This window comes from Mesorhizobium sp. M8A.F.Ca.ET.207.01.1.1, from assembly GCF_004794715.1.
Taxonomy (GTDB): Bacteria; Pseudomonadota; Alphaproteobacteria; order Rhizobiales; family Rhizobiaceae; genus Mesorhizobium.
This window is the reverse complement of sequence record NZ_SRUS01000006.1, coordinates 1-22799: the sequence shown is the minus strand read 5'-3', so window position 1 is coordinate 22799 and position 22799 is coordinate 1. Positions and strand designations below refer to the sequence as shown.

Sequence of the window (22799 nt, the reverse complement as noted above, 5' to 3'; positions counted from 1 at the left end):
GTGTCCTGAACGCATGGGGAGTTGCACGATGAGACTGTGGAAAACCATTCTGGCCGCGGCGGTCCTTGCGCTAGCCGCTGGAAGCCAGGCCTTTGCGGCCCGGACCGACCTGGTCATCGGCATTCCGCTCGAACCTCCGCACCTCGATCCGACCGCGGGCGCCGCGGCGGCGATCAAGGAAGTGCTCTACGCCAATGTCTTCGAGGGCCTGACCCGGATTGGGCCCAATGGCGAGGTGCTGCCGGATCTGGCCGAGAACTGGACCATTTCCGATGACGGCAAGGTCTACACCTTCAAGCTGCACACCGGAGTCAAATTCCATGACGGCGCCGATTTCAGCGCCGACGACGTGAAATTCTCGCTCGACCGGGCCCGCGCCGACAATTCGGTGAATGCGCAGAAGGGCCTGTTCGCGGCCATCGACAAGGTTGACGTCATCGATCCGGCAACGGTCAAGGTCACGCTGAAGAACCCGCAAGGATCCTTCCTCTACAATATGGGCTGGGGTGACGCGGTGATGGTGTCGCCAAAGTCAGCCGACACCAACAAGGAAAAGCCGATCGGCACCGGCCCGTTCAAATTCCAGAACTGGGCCAAGGGATCGTCGATCACCCTGGTAAAGGCGGACGGCTACTGGGGCGCTCCGGTGTTCCTCGACAAGGTCGAGTTCCGCATCGTGCCGGATGCCGCGGCCTATGTGCCGGCCCTGCTGTCCGGCGACATCCAGGCCTTCCCCTTCTTCGACCCCGACAGTCTCGCACAGGTCAAGGACGATCCGCGTTTCAAGGTGGTGATCGGCTCGACCGAAGGCGAGACCATCCTGTCCATCAATAACAAGAAGCCGCCTTTCGACAAGCTGCAGGTCAGGCAGGCGATCTCCTACGCGCTCGACCGCAAGGCGATCATCGACGGCGCCTCGGCCGGTCTTGGCCTGCCGATCGGCTCGCACATGTCGCCGGCCAACAAGGACTATGTCGACCTCACCGGCCTCTATCCGCACAATGTCGACAAGGCCAAGGAACTGTTGAAGGAGGCCGGGTTGGAGAACGGCTTCAAGGCGACGCTGAAACTGCCGCCGCCCAGCTATGCCAGGCTCGGCGGCGAGATCATCGCCTCGCAACTTCGCGACGTCGGCATCAATCTCGAGATCATCCCTGTCGAATGGGCGCAGTGGCTGGACCAGGTGTTCACCAAGAAGGATTACGACCTGACCATCGTCTCGCACACCGAGCCCAACGACATCGATATCTATTCGCGCAAGGACTACTACTTCAACTACGACAATCCGACCTTCGACAAGGTGATCGCCGACCTCAACCTCACCTCCGACGAGGCCAAGCGCAAGGAACTGCTTGGCGAGGCACAGAAGATCCTGGCCGACGACGCCGTGGTCGGTTTCCTCTATGAATTGCCCAAGGTCGGTGTCTGGGACGCCAAATTGCACGGCCTGTGGGAAAACGCGCCGATCCAGGCCAATGATCTCACCAAGGTGAAGTGGAGCGAATGAGGTCTGTGGTGCGAGCGCCGCTCCTTCGCCTCCCATGACCGCCTACCTCCTCAAGCGCCTCGCCATCGCCCTTGCCACGCTGGTGCTTGCCTCGATGGTGGTCTTCGCCGTGCTGGAAATCCTCCCCGGCGACCCTGCGCGGCTGATGCTGGGCATGAACGCCAGCGCCGACCAGGTGGAACTGCTGCGCAACCAGATGGGCCTCAACGCGCCGCTCGTCCTGCGCTATTTGCACTGGGCCGGCGGCCTGCTCAGCCTCGATTTCGGCCGCTCCTATACCTATTCGGTGCCGGTCATCGATCTTGTGCGTGAGCGGCTCGCCGTCTCGTTGCCGCTGGCGCTGATCGCGCTTGCGCTCTCCACCATCATCGCCGTTCCGGTCGGGCTTTATTCCGCCAGCCGGCGCGGACGGGCCGGCGACACGATTTCAATGGGCGTGGCGCAGCTTGGCGTCGCCGTGCCCAATTTCTGGTTCGCGCTGATGCTGATCTATGTCTTTGCCGTCTGGCTGCGGCTGGTCCCGGCCGGTGGTTTTCCGGGCTGGTCTGCCGGCGCCTGGCCGGCGCTGAAATCGCTGCTGTTGCCGGCGGTGGCGCTTGCCCTACCGCAGGCCGCTATCCTGGCGCGCGTCACCCGCTCGGCGCTGATCGAGGTGCTGAACGAGGACTATATCCGCACCGCCCGCGCCAAGGGTCTGCCCTATCGGGCCGTGCTGTGGCGGCACGCACTGCGCAACGCGATGATCCCGGTGCTGACCATCCTTGGCCTGCAATTCGCCTTCCTGCTCGCCGGCACCATCATCATCGAGAATGTCTTCTACTTGCCCGGGCTCGGCCGGCTGGTGTTCCAGGCGATCACCCAGCGCGACCTGATCGTCGTCGAAAGCGTCGTCATGCTGCTGGTCGCAGCCGTCATTGCCGTCAACCTCGTCGTCGACCTTTCCTATGCGGTGGTAGACCCGCGCCTGAGAAGCCGGCAATGACGCTGCGCATCGACATCCCCGAGGAGACGTTCCGCAGCATCCTGGCCAAGGCGTTTGGAAATACCGCCTTCGTCACCGGCTTCGCCATCACCGTGCTGATCCTAGCGATGGCTTTGATCTCTTACGTCTGGACACCCTACGATGTGACCAAGCTGGTCATAGCCGACAAGACGCAAGGCCCCTCGCTGACCCATTGGTTCGGCACCGACCATTTCGGCCGCGACATCCTGTCGATGATCATGGTCGGCGCCCGCAACTCGATTGCCGTGGCGCTGGTCGCGGTCGGCATCGGCATGGGTGTCGGCGTGCCGCTCGGCACCTTTGCCGCCGCGCGCGGCGGCCTCGTCGACGAGGCGCTGATGCGCGTCAACGACCTCGTCTTCGCCTTCCCGGCGCTGCTCTCGGCGATCATGATCACCGCCATTTTCGGGCCCGGCGCCGTCAACGCCATCATCGCCATCGGCATCTTCAACATCCCGGTCTTTGCCCGCGTCGCCCGCGCCGGCGCGCTTTCCGTCTGGCCGCGCGAATTCATCCTGGCCGCGCGCGCCGCCGGCAAGAGCAGCACGCAGATATCGATCGAACATGTGCTGCCCAACATTGCCACGCTGCTGCTGGTGCAAGGCACCATCCAGTTCGCGCTGGGCATCCTGGCCGAAGCGGGGCTTTCCTATCTCGGCCTCGGCGCGCAGCCGCCAATGCCGAGCTGGGGCCGCATGCTGTTCGACGCCCAGACGCGCATGGTGGTGGCACCGTGGATGGCGATCTTCCCCGGCATGGCGATCGTCGTCACCGTGCTCGGCCTGAACCTTTTGGGCGACGGCATCGCCGATATTCTCGACCCGAATTCGCGGCGGCAGCGATGAGCCTGCTGGAGATCGAAAACCTATCGTTGACCATCGGCGACACGCCGATCCTGAAGGAGATCGAGCTCTCCGTCGCGCCCGGTGAGATCATGGGATTGGTCGGCGAATCCGGCTCCGGCAAATCGATGACCGCGCTGACGGTGATGCGGCTCCTGCCCCATGCCGCTCGCGCCACCGGGCGCGTCACATTCGACGGCATCGATATCCTCGCGGCAACCGAGGACCAGATGTGCGCCCTGCGCGGCGACGACATCGGCATGGTGTTCCAGGAGCCGATGACGGCGCTCAATCCGGTCAAGACGATCGGCGAACAGGTCGTCGAAGGCATACGCTGGCACACCAGCGCAAGCCGTGCCGACGCCGAGGAGCGGGCGCGAAAAATGCTCGACCGCGTCGGGCTGCCCTCGGCAAAGTTCCCGCTGTCGCGCTATCCGCACGAATTGTCCGGCGGCCAGCGCCAGCGCGTCGTCATCGCCATTGCCTGCGCGCTGAAGCCGAAGCTCTTGATAGCCGACGAGCCGACGACAGCGCTCGACGTAGTGCTGCAGGCACAGATCCTCGACCTGCTGCGCGACCTCGTTGCGGAAAGCCGCATGGGCTTGCTGCTGATCTCCCATGATCTCGCTGTCGTGACCGAGATGGCCGACCGCATCACCATCCTGCGCCATGGCGAGGTGATGGAGGCCGGCGACACGGCGCGCACGCTCTCCGGTCAGCTTCATCCCTATACGCGCCAACTGGCGCAGGCCTCGATGCATGTTCCGGCGCGCGCCAAACCTCATCTCGTCGGGACGGACCAACCTCTGCTGCAGGTCGAAGGCATCACCCGCGACTATCCCGGCCGCCGGACTTCGCTGTTCAGGCGCGCGCCTGCCATCCGCGCGGTCGACGACGTCTCCCTGTCGATGGCGCCGGGCCAGTCGGTGGCGCTGGTCGGCCGCTCCGGCTGCGGCAAGTCGACCCTTGCCCGCATGATCCTGGCGCTGGACCGGCCGAGTTCGGGCGCGATCCGCTTTCGCGGCGAAGCCATCACCGGCAAGAGCGAAGCCGAGTTGAAGCCCGCCAGGCGCGATATGCAGGTCGTCTTCCAGGACCCCTACGGCTCCTTCGATCCGCGCCAGAAGGTCGAAAAACTGGTCGCCGAGCCCCTGCATGTCCTGGAGAAAAAACCGACGCGCGCCGAAAGCCGGGAGATGGTGGCGCATGCGCTGCACGAGGTCGGCCTCGACCAGCGTGACATGGATAAATACCCGCACGAATTTTCGGGCGGCCAACGCCAGCGCCTGTCGATCGCCCGCGCCATCATCACCCGCCCAAAACTGGTGGTCGCCGACGAGCCGGTCTCGGCACTCGATGTCTCGATCCGCGCGCAGATCCTGGACCTTTTCGCCGGACTCAACCAGAAACTCGGCATCGCCTATCTCTTCATCACCCATGATTTGACCGTCGCCCGCGCCATCACGGACGAAGTGCTGGTCATGCATGAGGGCAAGATCGTCGAGCGGGGCAAGACGAACGACGTGCTCGACCATCCGCAATCCGAGGCCGCCAGGGCGCTGGTAGCGGCGGCGCCGGATCTGCACCGCGCAATCGCCAAGCGGATGCAGGAACAGGGGTGAGCGACCGGTTCTCGATGCAAATCCATCGTGCCAGTGGCACGATGGAAGGCCGCGAACGCTGGGGAGATGCAGCAGGCCCGGCCGGGACCTCCGCCCCCTACTCTTCCGGCTTCACCACGTCGACCGGGCTGATGTCGAGCAAATCGAGCGTGCGGCGCAGCAGCCGCACCTCGCTCTCGGCCAGTTGCGAATCCGCCTTGGCGATCTCCGCCATGTGCTGCGCCAATTGCTTGCGGCGTTCGACGTCGAGGTCGCGGAACAGCGCGATCGCTTGCGAGCCGTTGGTCTCGTAGCCGAATTCGTTGAGATATTCGATGACGCTGTCGATGCTGGTTTCCGGAATGCCGAAAGCCCCCTTGCAGATGCGCCGGAAGGCAACCATCTCGCTCTCGCTCACCGTGCCGTCGGCCAGGATCATGCGGAACAGCATCAGCAGTTCCGCCGACAGGACGGGATCGTCCGCGACCTTGCGCACGCCCGGGTCGCCGTCGAAGATCGAGCGTATCTGGTCCAGCAACGCGAATGCCATGAACGGCCCCCTTTCCGATTCCTCTTTGATAGAATTAGCGCGGAATCGGCCTTGCGCAAACGGGGTGGTCGTGGTCGAACGCGCGCTATCTCAGCCGACCGGACATCTCGACACATCAGATGATCGACCTCACCGCCCAGTCCATCGCCATCCTCGCCTTCGCGGCTTTCGCCGCGGGCTTTGTCGATTCGATTGCCGGCGGCGGCGGATTGATCACCATCCCCGCACTGCTGCTTGCCGGTTTTTCACCGGTCGAGGCGCTTGGAACCAACAAGCTGCAAGGCATGTTCGGCTCGGGGTCGGCGACCATCCACTATGCCTCGAAAGGTCATGTCGACCTGCGCCGGCAATTGCCATCGGCGCTGCTGGCACTTGCCGGCGGCGCCATCGGCGCATTACTGGCCACGATCGTGCCCGGGGACCTGTTGCGCGCGGCCTTGCCGCTGGTGCTGATTGCCATCGCGCTATACTTCGCCCTCAAGCCCAACATGAACGATGTCGACCGGGCCGAGCGCCTGTCGCCCTTCCTGTTCGGCGTGACCCTGGTGCCGGCCATCGGCTTCTATGACGGCGTGTTCGGGCCGGGCGCCGGTTCCTTCTACATGCTGGCCTTCGTCGCCCTTGCCGGCTACGGCGTGCTCAAGGCGACAGCGCACACCAAACTGCTCAATTTCGCTTCCAACATTGGCGGCTTCATCGTCTTTGCCGCTGTCGGCGTCATCTCCTGGAAGATCGGCCTGATGATGGGCGTTGCCCAGTTCCTCGGCGCCCGGCTTGGTGCCAGCCTTGCCATGCGCATCGGCGCCAGGTTGATCAAGCCGCTGCTGGTGGTCGTCTGCGTGGCTCTGGCGGTGAAGCTGCTGGCCGATCCGGCCAACCCGCTGCGTGTCATGATTGGTGTGTGATCACGCGCCTGTTACAGTATCGCTGTTCGAATCATGTTGCGGGAGCCAGACATGAATCTCAGCGCGCCTACCCAGATTGTTTTCATCATTTCCCTGGTCATCGCCATCATCGGCATTCTCGCCGCGCTTGGCGTTCTTGCGTTCATACCTCTTGCATCGGTGTGGATCGTGCTTGTCGCCTACATCGTGCTCGCTGTCGGCTGCCTGATGCGCGGCGCCTGACAAGTTTCCCTCGACAAGTGGGGACCGAGAGCGCCCGGCCAAAGCCGGGCGTTTTTGATTCTGATGCGGCCTCTGCTAAATTCGCTTGGCGGAAGGATGGCCGATGCCAATCGAGATGCAGCGCCCGAAAGAACAGGATCGCTCCATATCGGGGCTGTTCGAAATGCGCCGGCGGCTTCCCGCCGCCGCGCTTGACGGCGTTGTCACCGACATCTGCGGCTATCGCGAAACAGCTGCCGGCCATTTCCGCAATGTCGAATACGCGTCGCTGACGGTGCCGCTGGTGATCAGCTTCGCCGAGCCGTTCGCCATCGGCCTCGGCAAGGCGCCTGATGACAATGACCGCTTCGCCAGTTTCGCCGCCGGCCTTTTCGCCGGTCCGGTGATGATCGAATCCTTCGGCGGCGCCTGCTGCATCCAGGTGAATTTCACCCCTCTTGGCGCACGCCGCTTCTTCCGCCTGCCGATGAGCGAATTGACTGACAACATGGTCGTACTCGACGACGTGCTTGGCGCGGAGGGCGCGGCCCTGCGCGAACGGCTGGGCAACACGCCTGACTGGACGGCACGTTTCGATCTTGCCGAGGCCTTCGTCGCCGCACGTCTCGAGAGCGCCGCCGAAACACCGCTCGAAATCGCCTGGGCCTATGACCGCATCATCACATCAGGCGGCCGGACCCGGATCGCATCGCTTGCCGAACAGTTGGGCTGGAGCCGCAAACATCTCGCCGACAAATTCTCCGACGCGACCGGCATCGGCCCCAAGACGCTGTCGCGCATCGTCCGCTTCAACCGGGCGCTCCGCCTGTCGAGCGAGCCGACCGCCGACTGGGCGGATGTCGCCGCCGATTGCGGCTATGCCGACCAGGCGCATCTGGTGCGCGAATTCCGCGAGCTCGCCGGTGAGACACCAACGGCACTTTCGGTCAGGTAACATTTCTTCAAGACGCAGGAACGGCCCTTGGCCAGAGTGAGGCATAGACCGATCCAGATGAAGGAGGTTCCGATGCCCACCACCACTGAAGCACCCCGGCTCTACCCTGCCCTGCGCTACAAGAATGCGGCGGGGATGATCGACTGGCTGGGCGAAGCCTTCGGTTTCAGTGTCCGTGCCCGCTATGGCGAAGGCGATGTCGTGCACCATGCCGAACTGGTCTTCGGCTCCTCGATGATCATGCTGGGCACGGTGCGCGACGACGACTACGGCAAGATGGTCGGCGAACCCGGTTCAGGCGGCGGCAAGTCGATCTATATCGCCGTCGACGATGCCGACGCCGCCTACGCCAAAGCCAGGAAGGTCGGCGCGACGATCATCCAGGAACTGACGAACCGCGATTATGGCAGCCGCGAATTCATCTGCCGCGACCCTGAAGGCAATGTCTGGTCGTTCGGCACCTACTGGCCGAAGGCCGGTGAGAAGGCCTGACCTTCAACGTGCCAATGAAAAAATCGCATCACAGTCGAGATGGGTTTCCAGCTCGGCGGCGACCTCGTCCAGCGCGCGCTCGACCTCGGCTCGGTAATCTATGCCACCGCTCCTGACACCCAGGCTTTCGAGGAATTTCCCGCGAAAGCCGTCGGCGCCGAACAGGCCATGCATATACGTGCCGATCACCTTGCCATCGGCCGAGATCGCGCCGTCCTCGGCGCCATTGATGATCGCCGACGGCCGCCTGGTGTCCGGGCCCGTCGTGCGGCCGAGATGGATTTCGTAACCCTCGAGCGGCAGGTCGAACGGCACCGAGCGGGCGCTGACATTGCGCACCGTCTTTTCCGGCTCCATCACCGTCTCGACATCGAGCAGGCCGAGGCCCACGGCTTCGGTGACGTTGCCTTCGATACCGTCGGGATCGCGCACCATGCGGCCGAGCATCTGGAAACCGCCGCAAATGCCGACGACATGACCGCCGCGCTTGCGGTGCGCCGCGAGATCCCGGTCCCAGCCGTTCTCGCGAAATTTCAGGAGGTCGCCGATCGTCGACTTGGAGCCGGGAATGACCACCAGCCCGGCATCGACCGGCAGCTTCTTTCCCGGCGGCACGAACACCACTTCGACCTGCGGTTCGGCCTTGAGCGGGTCGAGATCGTCGAAATTGGCGATGCGGCCAAGCATCGGCACCGCCACTTTCAACGCGCGCGCCTCGCCGGACGCCAGCCGCTCCAGCACCACGGAATCCTCCGAGGGCAGCCGCGCCGCCGCCTTGAGCCACGGCACGACGCCAAAACAGCGCCATCCGGTGAATTTCCCGATCGCCTTCAAGCCATCATCGAACAGCGAGACGTCTCCCCGGAACTTGTTGATGAGATAACCGGCGATCATGCGCCGGTCCTCTTCCGGCAGGATCAGATGCGTGCCGGCGATCGAGGCGATGACGCCGCCGCGATCAATGTCCCCGACCAGCACCACCGGTACATCGGCCCGTGTGGCAAAACCCATATTGGCGATGTCGCGGCTTCTGAGGTTGATTTCGGCTGGCGAACCGGCACCCTCGACAATGACCAGATCGGCGCCCGCGCCGACCTTTCCCCAGGACTCCAGCACGGCATCCATCAGCCGGCCCTTCAGCGCCTGATAGTCGCGAGCCCTCGCCTCGCCGAACACCTTGCCCTGGACGATGACCTGGGCGCCGACATCGGTCTGCGGCTTGAGCAGCACCGGGTTCATATGGACCGACGGCGCAACCCCGCAAGCGATCGCCTGCAGCCATTGCGCGCGGCCGATCTCGCCGCCGCCATGGTTGTTGTCGCCGGGAATATCGGCGACGGCGGCGTTGTTCGACATGTTCTGCGGCTTGAACGGCCGCACTTTCAGGCCGCGATTCCTGGCGGCACGGCATAGCCCTGCGACAAGCACCGTCTTGCCGACATCCGAGCCCGTGCCTTGCAGCATGATTGCCCTGGCCATCAGCTCCTGTCCTGCATCGAGGTTCCGGTGATCGTGGATTTCTGCGCCAGCGGCCCGCCGCGCCAGATATAAAGCGCCAGCAGCGGCTCCTTGCCGGTACGCATGGCGTGGTTGACGTTGGAAACATGGTGGACGACCTCGCCGGCCTCCCGCTTGCGAAAGCCGCCCTCGCCCATGCGCCACTCGGTGCCGCCGGTCAGCGGAATATAGATCTCCTCGGCGACGTGATGATGGTCGGGATAGACGATCCCCGGTCCGAGAATCAGCAGGCCTGCGGCGACCTCGTCGTTGGCGAAATGGCCGCGCGTGCCGAACATTTCCAGCCAGCCGTAATTGTCGATGAAGGCCTTGCCGAAATCAGCCTCGGTATAGGTCTGCCCCCAATGCAATTCGTTGCGCCGCTCGGCCAGCAATCGCACCAGGGGTTTCGCATCCGGCGGTGCCAGTTCGGCGGCGCGGTCGAGATGGCGCAGGCAGCCAAGCGGACGCGGCTCCAAATCGCGGGCCGGCATATCCCAGCCGATACGCGCCACGGCGTCGCGCACCAGGGCATCATCGACGGAAGCAAGATAGGCGTGGAACTGTCCCAACAGCTCATCGAATTTTGTCGTCACATCTTGCTCCGGACATGCATTGGTGCACAGCCGCTCCGCGGCGGCTCGGGTTGCGCGGCGGCATCATTGGTCTAGATTGGTGCGCGCGCAAAGCCAAAAACGACAGGCCAGCAGGTCAGACATCAGGGAACACGCCATGGACGCCGCGGTCGATGCGAGCACCAGCCAGTTCGAACTCACCGAGGAACAGCGCGCCATCCAGGAGATGGCGCAGGCCTTCGCCGCCGATCGCGTCGCGCCGAACGCACTCGACTGGGACCGCAGGAAACACTTCCCCGCCGACGTGATCCGCGAGACAGGGCCGCTCGGCCTCGGCGGCATCTACATCAGGGATGATGTCGGGGGATCGGCTCTCGGACGCCTCGACGCAGTGCTGATCTTCGAGGCGCTGTCGCACGCGGATCCGGCCTTTTCGTCCTTCATCTCTATCCACAACATGGTGGCATCGATGATCGACCGTTTCGGCAATGAGGAGCAGCGACAGCGCTTCCTGCCGAAGCTCACCTCGATGGAATGGCTGGCGAGCTACTGCCTGACCGAGCCGGGTTCCGGTTCCGATGCCGCCGCCCTGAAGACGCGCGCGGTGAAGAGCGGCGGCGACTATGTGCTCAACGGCGCAAAGCAGTTCATCTCCGGCGCCGGCGACAGCGATGTCTATGCCGTCATGGTGCGCACCGGCGCCGATGGCCCGAAAGGCATCTCCACCATCGTCGTGCCCAAGGATGCGCCAGGCCTGTCCTTCGGGGCCAACGAGCACAAGATGGGCTGGCACATGCAGTCGACCCGCCAGGTCATCTTCGAGGACTGCAAGGTGCCGGCCGAGAACCTCCTGTCGGGCGAAGGCGCCGGTTTCGGCATCGCCATGGCCGGGCTCGACGGCGGCCGGCTGAACATCGCCGCCTGTTCGCTGGGCGGCGCGCAGTCGGCGCTCGACAAGGCGCTGGCCTACACGGCTGAGCGCAAGGCCTTCGGCTCGAAGATCAACCAGTTCCAGGCGCTGCAGTTCAGGCTGGCCGACATGGAGACCGAATTGCAGGCAGCGCGCATCTTCCTCTATGCGGCGGCCTCGAAGCTCGACCGCAAGGCGCCGGACGCCGGTAAATGGTCGGCGATGGCAAAGCGCTTCGTCACCGACACCGGCTTCAACGTCGCCAACGATGCGCTGCAACTGCTCGGCGGCTATGGCTATCTGCATGATTACGGCATCGAGAAGCTGGTCCGCGACCTGCGCGTCCACCAGATTCTGGAAGGCACCAACGAGATCATGCGCGTCATCATCGCGCGGGCGCTGATAGGACGCTGAAGCCAGCAAACTCCGGGAGTGAGACAAATGACCACCATCGCCTTCATCGGCCTCGGCAACATGGGCAATCCGATGGCCGCCAATCTCGTCAAGGCGGGGCATGGGGTGCACGGCTTCGACCTGATGACAGAGAACCTGACGATCGCGCGCGAGCATGGCATCACAATCATGGCCAACGCCGTTGCCGCCGTGAAGGATGCCGATGTCGTCATCACCATGCTGCCTGCCGGCAAGCACGTGCTGTCGGTCTATGAGGATATCGCCCCCAAGGCGAAGAAAAATGCCTTGTTCATCGATTCCTCGACCATCGACGTGGAATCGGCGCGCAAGGCGCATGCAATCGCCGCCAAACACGGCCTGCTGTCGATCGATGCGCCGGTCTCCGGTGGCACCGGCGGGGCGACAGCCGGCACGTTGACCTTCATGGCCGGGGGTTCCGACGATGCCTTCGCCGCCGCCGAGCCGATCCTGAAGCCGATGGCCGGGCGCATCGTCCATTGCGGCGGTGACGGCGCCGGCCAGGCCGCCAAGATCTGCAACAACATGATCCTCGGCATTTCGATGATCGGCGTTGCCGAGGCCTTCGTGCTGGCGGAGAAACTCGGCCTGTCGCATCAGGCGCTGTTCGACGTCGCCTCGACCTCGTCGGGCCAATGCTGGTCTCTGACCACCTATTGCCCGGTGCCCGGCCCGGTGCCCACTTCGCCCGCCAACAGGGATTACAAGCCGGGATTTGCCGCGGCTCTCATGCTGAAAGACCTGAAATTGTCCCAGGAAGCAGCGCTTGGCGCGGGCGCCGTGACACCGCTCGGCGCCGAGGCGGCGCAGCTCTATGCGCTGTTCAACGCCCAGGGCCATGGCGGCGCCGATTTTTCCGGCATAATTAATTTTCTGCGCGACAACCCGGCCTAAACAGCGGATTCGATAGACTTTTCCCGGGTCTTTGCGGAGAAAGACCCGCAAATTTAGATTTGCTTAAGCTCTCGATAACTCTGCGGTAACGATGTCCCTATAAAACGGATTGCGAGGCGGACATATCGCATCCGCCCGGCGCTCCGGATCAGGTCTCGCGTACCGGAGCCCGTAAGTTTCGCAAGTGTCTTCGTAGCGAAACGCCATGCGTATCTGGCAAAGCCGCGTTCCCGATGGGGCGCGGTTTTTGCATTTCAGGCCCCTTTGCTATCCACGATCATTTATATTCCGATCGCCGCACCCGGGATCGGCACGTGATCTTCATTGGTCAGCACGATCGGTGCATCGACGCCGTCGACGCGGACCACGAGCAGGCGCGTGCTCCATGTGCCTGCATTGCGAACGAGATGCGAAAACACGGTGCCCTTGCCCTTGGCGCCGTGGACGGGAATACTGAACTGGGCGTCGCCGGCGCCATTCGCATTGACATTGAGATTACCGCCGACCCAGAAATTATCGGCCACATCGTCGCCGATCGTGGCCTTCACCCGGGTGTCGGCACGGACGGCGTCCATGGTCATCCGGTAGGCGTCGCTGCCCTTGAGCACGAAAGGGATGCTGCCGACCATCGTCGCACAGCCGCCGATACTGACCACCCAGACGGCAAGGCCGGCGATCGCCCAGTTGCGCTGCGTCTTGCGGAATTGCTCCGCATCGCGCCAGGCGCGGTTCCGCCAGGCCCAGCGGCTGCCGCGCGCGCCGAGCACGAAGATCATGATGAGGTTGACGACGGGGATCAGCGCCAGCAGCGCGATGAAAGTGCTGTTGCCGATGCCCCAAATCCAGTTGAGGAAGAAGGCGCCCCAGTTCCAGCGATCAAGCTCGGCTGGAATTTCAGCCGGCTGGTTGAGCGGTTGTCCGGCCATTGCTTCCCCCACTGTAACTGCACCGGCTGGTTCTAGCCCATGATCTGGACGATGCGCAAAATCAAAGTTCCGCGCACCCCCATGCGCCTGAGCAGACACTGTGGATCAGGTCTTTGTGGAAAGCCGGCGAAAATTCGCCTTCACCGCTCGGCTGGCGGGCTTCAGCGCGGCGCTGATTGATCGTTCCGCCGCAATGCCATTGAGCAGCGACGGGGTAAGGCCGGAAAGGATTTCGGGCCAGAAACGGGTCGCCGATTGCAGCAGAGACATCTGCGCCGCGAAGACACCTTCAGCCAGTGCAACCGTCTTCTCGTTGACGGCCCGCGCGGTTTCGGTTCCCCACGGCTGGCCGCTTCCGGCGTCCATTGCCATGAGAGGCAGGCGCATCATCGCCACCATCGGCGCCAGCATGAGATCGCTGCCGATCGTGACCGCTTCTCGGCGGCGCCGGCTCCTGCCAGTCCTGCTCATGAACACAATCCCCATAGGGCAGCCGCTGCGCTGCGCCATCAACTACGCGCGGTAGCAATATTCGTTCCGACCGCGACGATATTTTGAGGCAGGCGTCCGATTGGTGGGCGCCTGCCTCGTTTCTTAGCGCTTGCGCAGGTCGGCCTGCGCCAGGTCGAGCGCCTTGCCGATGCGCTCGCAGGCTATGTCGATGGTGTCGCGGGTCCAGATCAGCGGCGGCGACAGGATCATCGTGTCGCCGGTGGCGCGCAGCATCATGCCGTTGGCGATCGCGTGGTCGCGCACAACAACCGCAGCACTTCCCGACGGCAGGAAGCGCTCCTTCGTCGCCTTGTCCTTGACGATCTCGATCGCGCCCATCAGGCCGATGGAACGCACCTCGCCGACCAGATCATGCCCGGCGATGCGCTCCTGCAGCGCCTTGGCGAAATAGGGTCCGGTGTCGTTCCTGACGCGGTCGACCAGGCCTTCCCTCTCGATGATCTCGAGGTTCTTCAGCGCCACGGCGCAGGCCACGGGGTGCCCCGAATAGGTGTAGCCATGGTTGAACTCGCCGCCCTTCTCGACCAGCGCCGAGGCAATGCGATCGCCCACCAGCAGCGCCGAGAGCGGCTGATAGCCCGATGTCAGCGCCTTGGCCGTGGTGATGGTGTCCGGTTCGATGCCGAAGGTCTGGGCCGCGAACCACTCGCCTGTGCGGCCATAGCCGGTGATGACCTCGTCCAGCATCAACAGCACATCGTATTTGCGGCAGATGCGCTGCACTTCGGGCCAGTAGCTTGCCGGCGGGATCTTGACGCCGCCCGCGCCCATCACCGGCTCGCCGATGAACGCCGCGACCTTCTCGGCGCCGGCCTCCAGGATGGCATCCTCGACCGATTTGGCCGCGCGCAGGCCGAAATCATGGTCGCTTTCGCCAGGCAGAGCCAGCTCATAGGCATAGGGCATCATCACATGGACGATGTTGGGCACCGCGCCGTTGAGCTGCTTGTGCATGGCATCCATGCCGCCGAGCGAGGTGCCGGCGATGGTCGAGCCGTGATAGGCCATCTTGCGCGAGATGACGCGGTTCTTCTCCGGCTTGCCTTCCAGCACCCAATAGTGGCGCACAAGCCGCAAGGCGGTGTCGTTGGCCTCTGAACCGGACGAGCCATAAAACACCTGGTTGACGTTTTTCGGTGCGATCTCGGCCAGCTTCTTCGACAACAGCACCGGCGTCGGCGTCGAGCATTTGAAGAAGGAATTGTAGTAAGGCAGTTCCTTCATCTGGGCATAGGCAGCCTCGGCCAGTTCGTCACGGCCGTAGCCGATATTGACGCACCACAGGCCGGCCATCCCATCCAGCAGTTCCGTCCCTTCGGAATCGTAGATGAACGGGCCATTGGCGTGAGTGATGACGCGCGCGCCAGCCTCGCGCAACTCCTTATGGTCGGTGAAGGGATGCAAGTGATGCGCGGCGTCGATCTGCTGAAGCTGCTTCAGCGAATAGTTCTGATAGGTCATTGATTTGATCTTTCCTCTGAAATCATTCCGGCGGCGCCGGGGCGAATTCGTCAGAGGACGGCAGGTGGCGAATAACCGATACGGGCGCACAGCCGCAAAAGCTCGGCGCGCAGCGTGCGCGATGACGGTGTCACCGCGACCCGAAACGCACGAGCTGATAGTCTAGCGAGAGCCATGAAGGTACCTTAGAGCAAAGGGCGGTCGAGGTGAACCACCCTTTGCTCAAGTGGTGCCATGGAATGAGATCAGGCTTCGCCGCTCAGCGCCCGCTGCAGAAACACATACTTCATCGCCGTCTGCGCCGCCTGCGGCCGGCGGTCGCCGCGCCCGCCATGTCCGCCTTCGGTCTCCTCGAAGAACAGCGTTTTGCCATGTCCGGCCTCCAGCAGGCGGGCCGCCATCTTGCGCGCGTGGCCGGGGTGGACCCGGTCGTCGGCGGTCGAGGTGGTCAAGAGTACCGGCGGATAGGCGGCATCCGCCTTGACATGTTGATAGGGCGAATAGGCCGAAAGCCACTGGGCGTCTTCCGGCTTTGACGGATCGCCATATTCGGCCATCCACGAAGCGCCCGGCGGCAATTCGGTGTAGCGCAGCATGTCGAGCAGCGGCACCTCGATGATGACGGCGCCGAAAAGCTCGGGATGCTGTGTCAGGGAAGCGCCGGTCAGCAGGCCGCCGTTGGAGCCGCCCTGAATGCCGAGCGATTGGGCTGTCGCAATACCGCGCCTGACGACATCCTCGGCCACCGCGGCAAAGTCGTCGAAGCCGTTCTGGCGCTTGCCTTTCAGCGCCGCCTGGTGCCAGCCAGGTCCGAATTCGCCACCACCGCGAATGCAGGCCTGCACATAGGCATTGCCTTTCTCCAGCCACAGCCTGCCGCGCACGCCGGCATAGCCAGGCAAGAGCGGCACTTCGAAGCCGCCATAGCCATAGAGCAGCGTCGGCACCGGCCCGTTCTGGTCCCGCCGCCTGACGACGAAGTAAGGGATCATCGTGCCGTCCTTCGATCGTGCCTCGAACTGTTCCGAGATCAGCGGCGAGGCATCGAAGCGGGCCGGCTGCGACTTCACGGTGGCCAGCGTCTCGCCATCGTCATCGGACCAGATGATCGAGCTTGGCGTGAGGAAATCGGTGAAGGAAAAGGACACGGTGGAGCCGAAATGCTCTGCATGGCTGATGCCGACAGTGCCGTTTTCAGGCAGCGCGACAGGCTTCAGCGACCAGGCGCCATCCTTGCGCTCGCAGACGATAACTTTGCCGCGGACATTGTCCATCAGGTTGATGAACAGGCGGTCCTGCGTTCTGGCGAGCCCGGCAATCGAGACGCGATGCGCCGGCGCCAGCAAGGTCTCGATGGCGCCAAAACCGCCAGTTTCGATCCAATACGCGAAGTCGAGCGAATAAAGCCCGTCCGGCTGGCATGCGGTGCCGTCCGGCGCCGTCCACGGAGTGCGCACCCCGAACACCAGCTGATCCCTGAAGAGCGCGGTGTCGGTAACGTCGTCGGGCAGCGGGATGCGGCGGTTCTCGCCCGAAGGGAGGCGCAGGAAACTGTGCGATGCGAAGAAGTTGAGTGTCCGCGCCAGAAACAGATGGCGCTTCTCGCCGTCGAACTCGACGCCGGCGCCAACGGCGAGATCCTCGGTCTTTCCCTCGAAGATCGGGGTTGCCTCTTCCAGCCTGGTGCCGCGCTTCCAGAGCTTGACCACGCGCGGATATCCGGACTCTGTCTTGTCGGCCTCTTCGAACGCGGCCGAGACGATGACCGTGTCCTCATCCAGCCAGCCGAAGCCCGATTTCGAGGCCGGCGCCTGAAAACCGCCTTCGACGAAGGACCTGGCCGCGATGTCGAACTCGCGCATCGCGCTGGCATCACCGCCATCGGGCGACATCGAGACCAGGCAGCGGTTGAAATCGGGGTAGAGCCTGACAGCGCCGCCGAACACCCACTTTATCCCCTCCTTCGCCGCCAGTTGGTCGAAGTCGATGATCGTTTCCCATTCGGGCTTGTCGGTCTTGTAGGAAGCGACCGTCGTGCGCCGCCACAGGCCGAGCGCGTTGGTCTTGTCCTGCCAGAAATTGTAGACATGGCCCGCGATTGCCGCGCCGACCGCGATATTGTCCTCGGCCGTCATCAGGTCGAGCGCCGTCTGGAACGACGCCTGATAGGATGGATCGCCCTGCAATTGCGCCACCGTCACCTCATTCTGCTGGTGAACCCAGTCGAGCGACTGTTTGCTTGTCCTGTCCTCCAGCCAGAGAAAGGGATCTTGTCTCTCGTCAACTGGCCCTGGCTGCCTTTGGGCGATCGAATTGGTCATGTGGGTCTCCGAAAAATTCATCAGGCTCGGTGCCACAAACATCGGCATGACGCTACCGACATTCAACGGGAACAGGTAAAACGGTTCGCGGACGCGACAGCTGTTCAGAGCAGGCAGCCGGCATGCAACGTCTTTACATCGCAACCGAGAAGTTCAGCCCATTCCACGGAAGCGGGTGGAGGGAATACATCGAATGGTCGGGCCTCACCCAGTTGACCGAAGTCGTTACGCTCGACGGGGTGCTTTGCCCAGTTGCGCTCTCGCAGATCAAGAATAGCTACTGGCCTCACATCGTCAACGAAGACAACATGCTCGATTTCTTTGTCGACCTGGACTTCCTGCTCTCGGAATTGGGCGATCCCGCCAACTTCAACATCCTTGGCGTCATCCGAAGGCCTCCGGCAGACGTACGATCGCTTGGTTGGGACGGGTTCACCTTCATGGGCTATGACCTGATGGATCAGGCTGTCGGCGTCAGCGCTTTGACCAATTGCGGTGGCTTCCCAGACGTGTTTGCAAATGCAGAGCTGTCCACGGTCGGGCTGATTGATGACTTCGATCGAGCCGTGGAGATTCGGGATTCGCTGCGCAGGATGCATCCCGAAGAACGCCATGCCGACTGTGACCTCTGGGCCATTTTCAGGCTGGCGAGCAAACCGGGACCAGGGATTTGAGCATCCCGATACCCCGATGCTACACAACCCGTCTTCGAATAAGCGTCGCCAGCGCCAGCGTGGCGCAGATCGCGCCAAGCGTGGCCGGCAGGCCACCCGCGCCAAGCACATCCATCATGCCACCGGTAAGCGGCGGGACCAGAATGCCGCCGACGCCCCACATCAGCGAGAATGCCGCATTGCCGGCAACCAGCGCCGAGCCGGTAAAGCGCTCGCCGAGCTCGATGATCGACATCGTGTAGATGCCATAAGACACCGCGCCCCAGACGAAGACGCAGGGCCATATCAGCGGGGTTTCGATCAGCAGCGGCAGCAGCACACAGCCGCCCAGCGTCAGCAAGACGCAGAGGAAACGTACCAGGCGGGCCGTCAGCCGCTCGGCCAGCAGGCCAAGCGGCACCTGCATGGCAATGTTGCCGGCAATCATGACCGCCAGCAGCGCCGACATGCGCGCCTCCGCGATGCCATGATGCGTGCCATAGACAGGCAGCAGCGCCAGCGCCGCCTGCTCGAAGCCGGCGGCCACGACCACCGCCGACAGAAGCAGCCAGGCAAGCGGCATGAAACCCATCACCGAAACCCGATGCCCGGCCTCGTCCACCCTGGGCAGCTGCGGCAGAACCGACGCCAGGCAAAAGCCGCACAGCACGAAGGCGCCAATCCCGACAAGGAATGGCGGCCAGCCTTCCGTGCCGACGGCAAGCAGGCAAAGCGGCCCGGTCGCGAAGCCGGCGGAAATGATCGTCGAATAGAGACCCATGATGCGGCCGCGCCGGGCCGGCGGTGCCAGCGCGATCACCCAGATTTCACTGAGCACATAGAGCGGGTTGGTCACCACGCCGATCAGGAAGCGCAGCGGAAACCAGAGATAGACGTTCTGCGTCCAGCCGATCAACGCCAGCACGATAGCCGAGAATGCGGCGCAGGTGAGCGCCGTGCGCCCTGCCCCGAACCGGCGCGCCAGGCCAGGTATCAGCGGCGATGACAGGATGAAGCCGACAGGGGTCATTGCCGCCGACAGGCCGATCATCGCTGGCGAGACGCCCTGGCGCTGCAGGATGAAGCTCAAAAGCGGATAGGACAGGCCCTGCGCGATGGCGAACACGGACACGGTCGCGATCACACCGGTGATCGCCGCCCACTGCATGCTCTCGTCGCTTTTGGTGTCCACCAAGTCCATGATCCCCAGTGCCGTCGCGGTTGCAGACTTAGCGGTTCGGTCCGATGGCGGTAACCCCTGCGGCCCGAACCGACGCGCGGCTCCAGCCAAACCTTGTCAGGAGCCTCCGCGGCGGGCCGATCTATAGAGCGCGAAGGCGACCAGCAAAGCGTCGAGGCCAATGATTACGGTCGGCAATCCCAGTGGTCCGATCGCTTGCATCAGCAGGCCCGCGCCCGGGGGACCGACGATGCCGCCGACGCCCCACAGCAAGGCGAAAGCCGCATTGCCGGTGACCAGCAGCGAGCCCCCGAAGCGGCTGCCGAGTTCGACGAGCGCCATCGTATAGACGCCGTAGCCGACCGCGCCCATTACCAGAAGCACGCCCCAGATCAGCGGTGTGGTGATCAGCAGCGGCAGCAGGACAGCGCAAGTGGTCGTCGCCACCGCGCAGGCCAGGATCATCGGCCGGCCGCCGAAGCGTTCGGCGAGCAGGCCAAGCGGTATCTGCAGCAGGATGTTGCCAAGCGACAGCGCCATCACCAAAGCAGCCAGCACGGCCTCGGGCAGGCCGTAGCCTGCGCCGAACACCGGGACCAGCGCATAGGTGCTCTGCTGAACGGCGGCCGAGACCAGCACCGCCAGCAGCAGCGCCGGCGCCAGCCGGGCAAAACCGACAAAACTTCCTGCTGGCTGGCCGTCATCCTCAAAGCCGGCAAGCTTCGAGGAGACAAGGCGCAAAATGACCGCGCAAAGCAAAAAGCCGCCAATGCCGACGCTGAAGGGTGCCCAGCCCTCGATCCCGATAAAGGTCAGGGTAAACGGACCGGCCGCGTAGCCGGCGCCCATCAGTGTGTTGAACACCCCCATCACCCGGCCGCGCCGCGACGGTGGCGCCAGCGACAGCGCCCACACCTCGCCAAGGATGTAGAGCGGATTGATGACCACCCCGATGATGAAGCGGATGACGTACCAGGCTAACCAGTTCTGCAGGTAGCCGATGCCCAGGAAGCACAGCGCTCCGATCAGCGAGCATCCGACTGCCAGGTTTCGCGCACCGACCAGCCGAACCGCCGCCGGCACGAAGGAAGCCGACAGGATCAGCCCGAGCGGCATCATCGCCGCCGACAGGCCGATCAGGCCTGGCGACATGCCTTGCTTCTGCATCAGCAGCGTGAACAGCGGCGAACTCAGCCCTTGCGCCGCTCCGAACATGGCCAGCGCGGCGGTGACGCCGGCGAGCGCTGCCCACTGCGTTCCCGCTTCGCCTTCGCTCGAGCCGGTTGCGACCATGCTGTCATTCCATGTGAGGCGCCGGCTGACCTCCCTGCCGGCAGGCCTCACCAGCTACTGGTTCGATCCGGGGAAAGAAAGGGCCGCCGAGGAAAACCCGTTTGCGCCAAGGGATGAATGATCGGGCGAATGCGGCGGCCGCGCAACTGCCGTTCGGGCATGTCGCTTCCCTCGCCCTAGTGGTCGCCGCCTCCGCAATGGCCGGACGGGCGCCGGTCCATTATGCCGCCCGTTATCGCATCCTACGAGGACCATCATGACCGCCGCCCTACAACCCTCAGAGCCGGCTTTGGCACCCGACCGTGCCCGCCGTGGCGGTCGCGCCGGCAAGCGCGCCGGAGGCTCGGCCGCCTTCGAGCAGCCGGCTTTCCGCCAGCTGAAAAATCCACTGACGCCGACCAAGCTGGTTTCCGAGGACGAACTCGAATCGATCCACCTCGCCTCCCTGCGCGTGCTCAGGGAAATCGGTGTCGATGTCCTGCACGAGGAAGCCCGCCGCATCATGAAGGCGCATGGCGCCGATGTCCGCGAGGGCTCTGAGCGGGTACGCTTCGACAGCGACATGATCCTCGATCTGGTGTCGAACTGCCCGTCCGAGTTCACCATCCATGCCCGCAATCCCGCGCACAATTTGCGCTTCGGCGGCGACAATCTCATCATTTCGATGATGGCCTCGGCACCCAATTGCTCCGACATCGATCGTGGCCGCCGACCGGGCAACCAGCAGGATTATCGCAATTTCCTGCGGCTGGCCCAGATGCACAACATCCTGAACTGCACGGGCGGCTATCCGGTCGAGCCGACCGATATCCACCCGTCGGTCCGCCACCTCGAATGCATCCGCGACCTCGCAACGCTGACCGACAAGGTGTTCCACATCTATTCGCTCGGCAAGGAGCGCAATGTCGACGGCATCGAGATCACCCGCATCGCGCGCGGCATCAGCCACGAGCAACTGCTCGCGGAGCCGTCCGTCTTCACCATCATCAACACCAATTCACCGCTCAAGCTCGACGTGCCGATGATGGAAGGCATCATCCAGATGTCGAGCAAGGGCCAGGTCGTCATCGTCACGCCCTTCACCCTGTCGGGCGCCATGGCGCCCGTCACCATTGCCGGCGCGCTGGTGCAGCAGAACGCCGAGGCGCTGTCGGGCATTGCTTTCGCCCAGATGGTGCGCAAGGGCGCGCCGGTCGGCTATGGCGGCTTCACTTCCAATGTCGACATGAAATCCGGGTCACCGGCATTCGGCACGCCCGAATACATGAAGGCGCAACTCGTCGGTGGCCAGCTTGCCCGCCGCTACAACATTCCCTACCGCACCTCCAACACCTGCGCGGCCAACACGGTCGACGCGCAGGCAGCCTATGAAAGCGTGTTCTCGCTGTGGGGTGCCATCCAGGGCGGCGGCAATCTGATGATGCACGCCGCAGGCTGGCTGGAAGGTGGCCTGCGCTGCTCCTACGAGAAGACCATTCTGGACATCGACCTGTTGCAGATGGTGGCAGAATTCCTGACCCCGCTCGACCTCTCCGAAGAGGCGCTCGGCTTCGACGCCATCCAGTCGGTAGGCCCCGGCGGCCACTTCTTCGGCACCCAGCACACGCAGGATCGTTATAAGACCGCCTTCTATTCGCCCATCCTGTCCGACTGGCGCAATTTCGAGACCTGGGCCGAAGCCGGCTCGCCGACAGCGCTGGAAAAGGCCAACAAGGTCTGGAAGGAGCGGCTGGCGTCCTATGAGGAGCCTTACATGGACCCGGCGATCCGCGAGGAACTCAACGCCTTCGTCCAGAAGCGCACCGCCGAAGGCGGCGCACCGACCGATTTTTGATCTATATTGCTGATGAACGGTCGACCCCCACTCCGTCGAGCTTCGCTCGACACCTCTCCCCCGATCGACGGGGGAGAGGAAAGGCGCGAGCTTATGCCGGCTGGCTCCCTTCCTCTCCCTCCGGAGTGGGGAGAGCGACTATCTGGGGTGTCAAGTTGCATTTGCGAATTCGCTTCTCGCGTCGCGTGCTTTTGCGTTGAGGATGACGAGAAGTTTTCTGGCGAGTGCGATGCGGATGAGCATTTTGGGCTTTC

21 protein-coding genes and 1 pseudogene are annotated in these 22799 nt (G+C 63.7%); 12 read left to right on the top strand and 10 right to left on the bottom strand.

Going from position 1 to position 22799, the window contains the following annotated elements; genetic code table 11:
* Nucleotides 1-28: 28 nt before the first annotated feature.
* From EN850_RS18450 to EN850_RS18435, 4 genes are read left to right on the top strand one after another with little or no spacing between them, the layout of a single operon-like run.
* Nucleotides 29-1507 (top strand): ABC transporter substrate-binding protein, encoded by a 1479-nt coding sequence (locus tag EN850_RS18450; RefSeq protein ID WP_127872707.1) that lies wholly within the window; start codon nt 29-31, stop codon nt 1505-1507.
* Between the two features lie 34 nt (nt 1508-1541).
* Entirely contained in the window at nt 1542-2489 is a 948-nt protein-coding gene (locus tag EN850_RS18445; protein ID WP_135880582.1) for an ABC transporter permease, read from the top strand.
* Nucleotides 2486-3355 carry an ABC transporter permease gene (locus tag EN850_RS18440; RefSeq protein WP_136091982.1) on the top strand — a complete coding sequence of 290 codons (870 nt, stop codon included), beginning with the start codon at nt 2486-2488 and terminating at the stop codon, nt 3353-3355. The genes EN850_RS18445 and EN850_RS18440 overlap by 4 nt, the downstream gene beginning before the upstream one ends.
* Nucleotides 3352-4974 carry a dipeptide ABC transporter ATP-binding protein gene (locus tag EN850_RS18435; protein WP_136091981.1) on the top strand — a complete coding sequence of 541 codons (1623 nt, stop codon included), beginning with the start codon at nt 3352-3354 and terminating at the stop codon, nt 4972-4974. Before EN850_RS18440 ends, EN850_RS18435 begins: the two co-directional genes overlap by 4 nt.
* Nucleotides 4975-5071: 97 nt before the next feature.
* On the opposite strand, the gene EN850_RS18430 is transcribed toward EN850_RS18435, so the two are convergent.
* A complete protein-coding gene (locus EN850_RS18430; RefSeq protein ID WP_127278305.1) occupies nt 5072-5503 on the bottom strand; it encodes a TerB family tellurite resistance protein in 432 nt (143 codons plus the stop codon).
* A gap of 119 nt (nt 5504-5622) precedes the next feature.
* On the opposite strand from EN850_RS18430, the gene EN850_RS18425 reads away from it, so the two are divergent.
* From EN850_RS18425 to EN850_RS18410, 4 genes are all read left to right on the top strand, one after another.
* Nucleotides 5623-6408 (top strand): TSUP family transporter, encoded by a 786-nt coding sequence (locus EN850_RS18425; RefSeq protein ID WP_127278304.1) that lies wholly within the window; start codon nt 5623-5625, stop codon nt 6406-6408.
* Nucleotides 6409-6459: 51 nt separating this feature from the next.
* The gene (locus tag EN850_RS18420) at nt 6460-6630 is read left to right on the top strand and encodes a hypothetical protein (RefSeq protein WP_127872711.1); all 171 of its coding nucleotides are present in this window, start codon (nt 6460-6462) and stop codon (nt 6628-6630) included.
* 103 nt (nt 6631-6733) lie between these two features.
* Nucleotides 6734-7564: an AraC family transcriptional regulator gene (locus EN850_RS18415; RefSeq protein ID WP_127872712.1), complete on the top strand. Its 831-nt coding sequence runs from the start codon at nt 6734-6736 to the stop codon at nt 7562-7564.
* A 72-nt stretch (nt 7565-7636) separates the two neighbouring features.
* Entirely contained in the window at nt 7637-8056 is a 420-nt protein-coding gene (locus EN850_RS18410; protein ID WP_136091980.1) for a VOC family protein, read from the top strand.
* A gap of 3 nt (nt 8057-8059) precedes the next feature.
* Here the strand turns inward: EN850_RS18410 and EN850_RS18405 are convergent, their stop codons facing one another.
* The gene (locus tag EN850_RS18405; protein WP_135866744.1) at nt 8060-9535 is read right to left on the bottom strand and encodes a cobyric acid synthase; all 1476 of its coding nucleotides are present in this window, start codon (nt 9533-9535) and stop codon (nt 8060-8062) included.
* Entirely contained in the window at nt 9535-10149 is a 615-nt protein-coding gene (locus EN850_RS18400; protein WP_136091979.1) for a dimethylsulfonioproprionate lyase family protein, read from the bottom strand. The genes EN850_RS18405 and EN850_RS18400 overlap by 1 nt, the downstream gene beginning before the upstream one ends.
* A gap of 136 nt (nt 10150-10285) precedes the next feature.
* On the opposite strand from EN850_RS18400, the gene EN850_RS18395 reads away from it, so the two are divergent.
* Both EN850_RS18395 and mmsB read left to right on the top strand, forming a co-directional pair.
* Nucleotides 10286-11452 (top strand): isobutyryl-CoA dehydrogenase, encoded by a 1167-nt coding sequence (locus EN850_RS18395; protein ID WP_127279364.1) that lies wholly within the window; start codon nt 10286-10288, stop codon nt 11450-11452.
* Nucleotides 11453-11479: 27 nt separating this feature from the next.
* Complete coding sequence (gene mmsB / locus EN850_RS18390) at nt 11480-12364, top strand: 3-hydroxyisobutyrate dehydrogenase (RefSeq protein WP_136091978.1); 885 nt, start codon at nt 11480-11482, stop codon at nt 12362-12364.
* A gap of 281 nt (nt 12365-12645) precedes the next feature.
* Here the strand turns inward: mmsB and EN850_RS18385 are convergent, their stop codons facing one another.
* From EN850_RS18385 to EN850_RS18365, 4 genes are all read right to left on the bottom strand, one after another.
* Complete coding sequence (locus tag EN850_RS18385) at nt 12646-13290, bottom strand: cytochrome c oxidase assembly factor Coa1 family protein (protein ID WP_127279362.1); 645 nt, start codon at nt 13288-13290, stop codon at nt 12646-12648.
* A gap of 105 nt (nt 13291-13395) precedes the next feature.
* Nucleotides 13396-13761, bottom strand: a complete 366-nt coding sequence (locus EN850_RS18380; RefSeq protein ID WP_127279367.1) for a hypothetical protein — start codon at nt 13759-13761, stop codon at nt 13396-13398.
* Nucleotides 13762-13884: 123 nt separating this feature from the next.
* Nucleotides 13885-15264: an aspartate aminotransferase family protein gene (locus EN850_RS18375; protein WP_136091977.1), complete on the bottom strand. Its 1380-nt coding sequence runs from the start codon at nt 15262-15264 to the stop codon at nt 13885-13887.
* 245 nt (nt 15265-15509) lie between these two features.
* A complete protein-coding gene (locus EN850_RS18365) occupies nt 15510-17585 on the bottom strand; it encodes a prolyl oligopeptidase family protein (protein ID WP_136091976.1) in 2076 nt (691 codons plus the stop codon).
* Nucleotides 17586-17707: 122 nt separating this feature from the next.
* On the opposite strand from EN850_RS18365, the gene EN850_RS18360 reads away from it, so the two are divergent.
* Entirely contained in the window at nt 17708-18259 is a 552-nt protein-coding gene (locus EN850_RS18360) for a hypothetical protein (RefSeq protein WP_136091975.1), read from the top strand.
* Between the two features lie 19 nt (nt 18260-18278).
* Here the strand turns inward: EN850_RS18360 and EN850_RS18355 are convergent, their stop codons facing one another.
* Together EN850_RS18355 and EN850_RS18350 are read right to left on the bottom strand one after the other, a co-directional pair.
* Nucleotides 18279-19439, bottom strand: a complete 1161-nt coding sequence (locus EN850_RS18355; protein ID WP_127278735.1) for an MFS transporter — start codon at nt 19437-19439, stop codon at nt 18279-18281.
* A 96-nt stretch (nt 19440-19535) separates the two neighbouring features.
* On the bottom strand, nt 19536-20711 hold the full coding sequence (locus tag EN850_RS18350) for an MFS transporter (protein WP_136091974.1): 1176 nt from the start codon (nt 20709-20711) through the stop codon (nt 19536-19538).
* 256 nt (nt 20712-20967) lie between these two features.
* Here EN850_RS18350 and EN850_RS18345 point away from each other — a divergent pair, with 256 nt between their 5' ends.
* A complete protein-coding gene (locus EN850_RS18345; protein ID WP_136091973.1) occupies nt 20968-22545 on the top strand; it encodes a trimethylamine methyltransferase family protein in 1578 nt (525 codons plus the stop codon).
* 150 nt (nt 22546-22695) lie between these two features.
* Here the strand turns inward: EN850_RS18345 and EN850_RS37855 are convergent.
* Nucleotides 22696-22799, bottom strand: a pseudogene (locus EN850_RS37855) (IS110 family transposase); the annotation flags it as partial.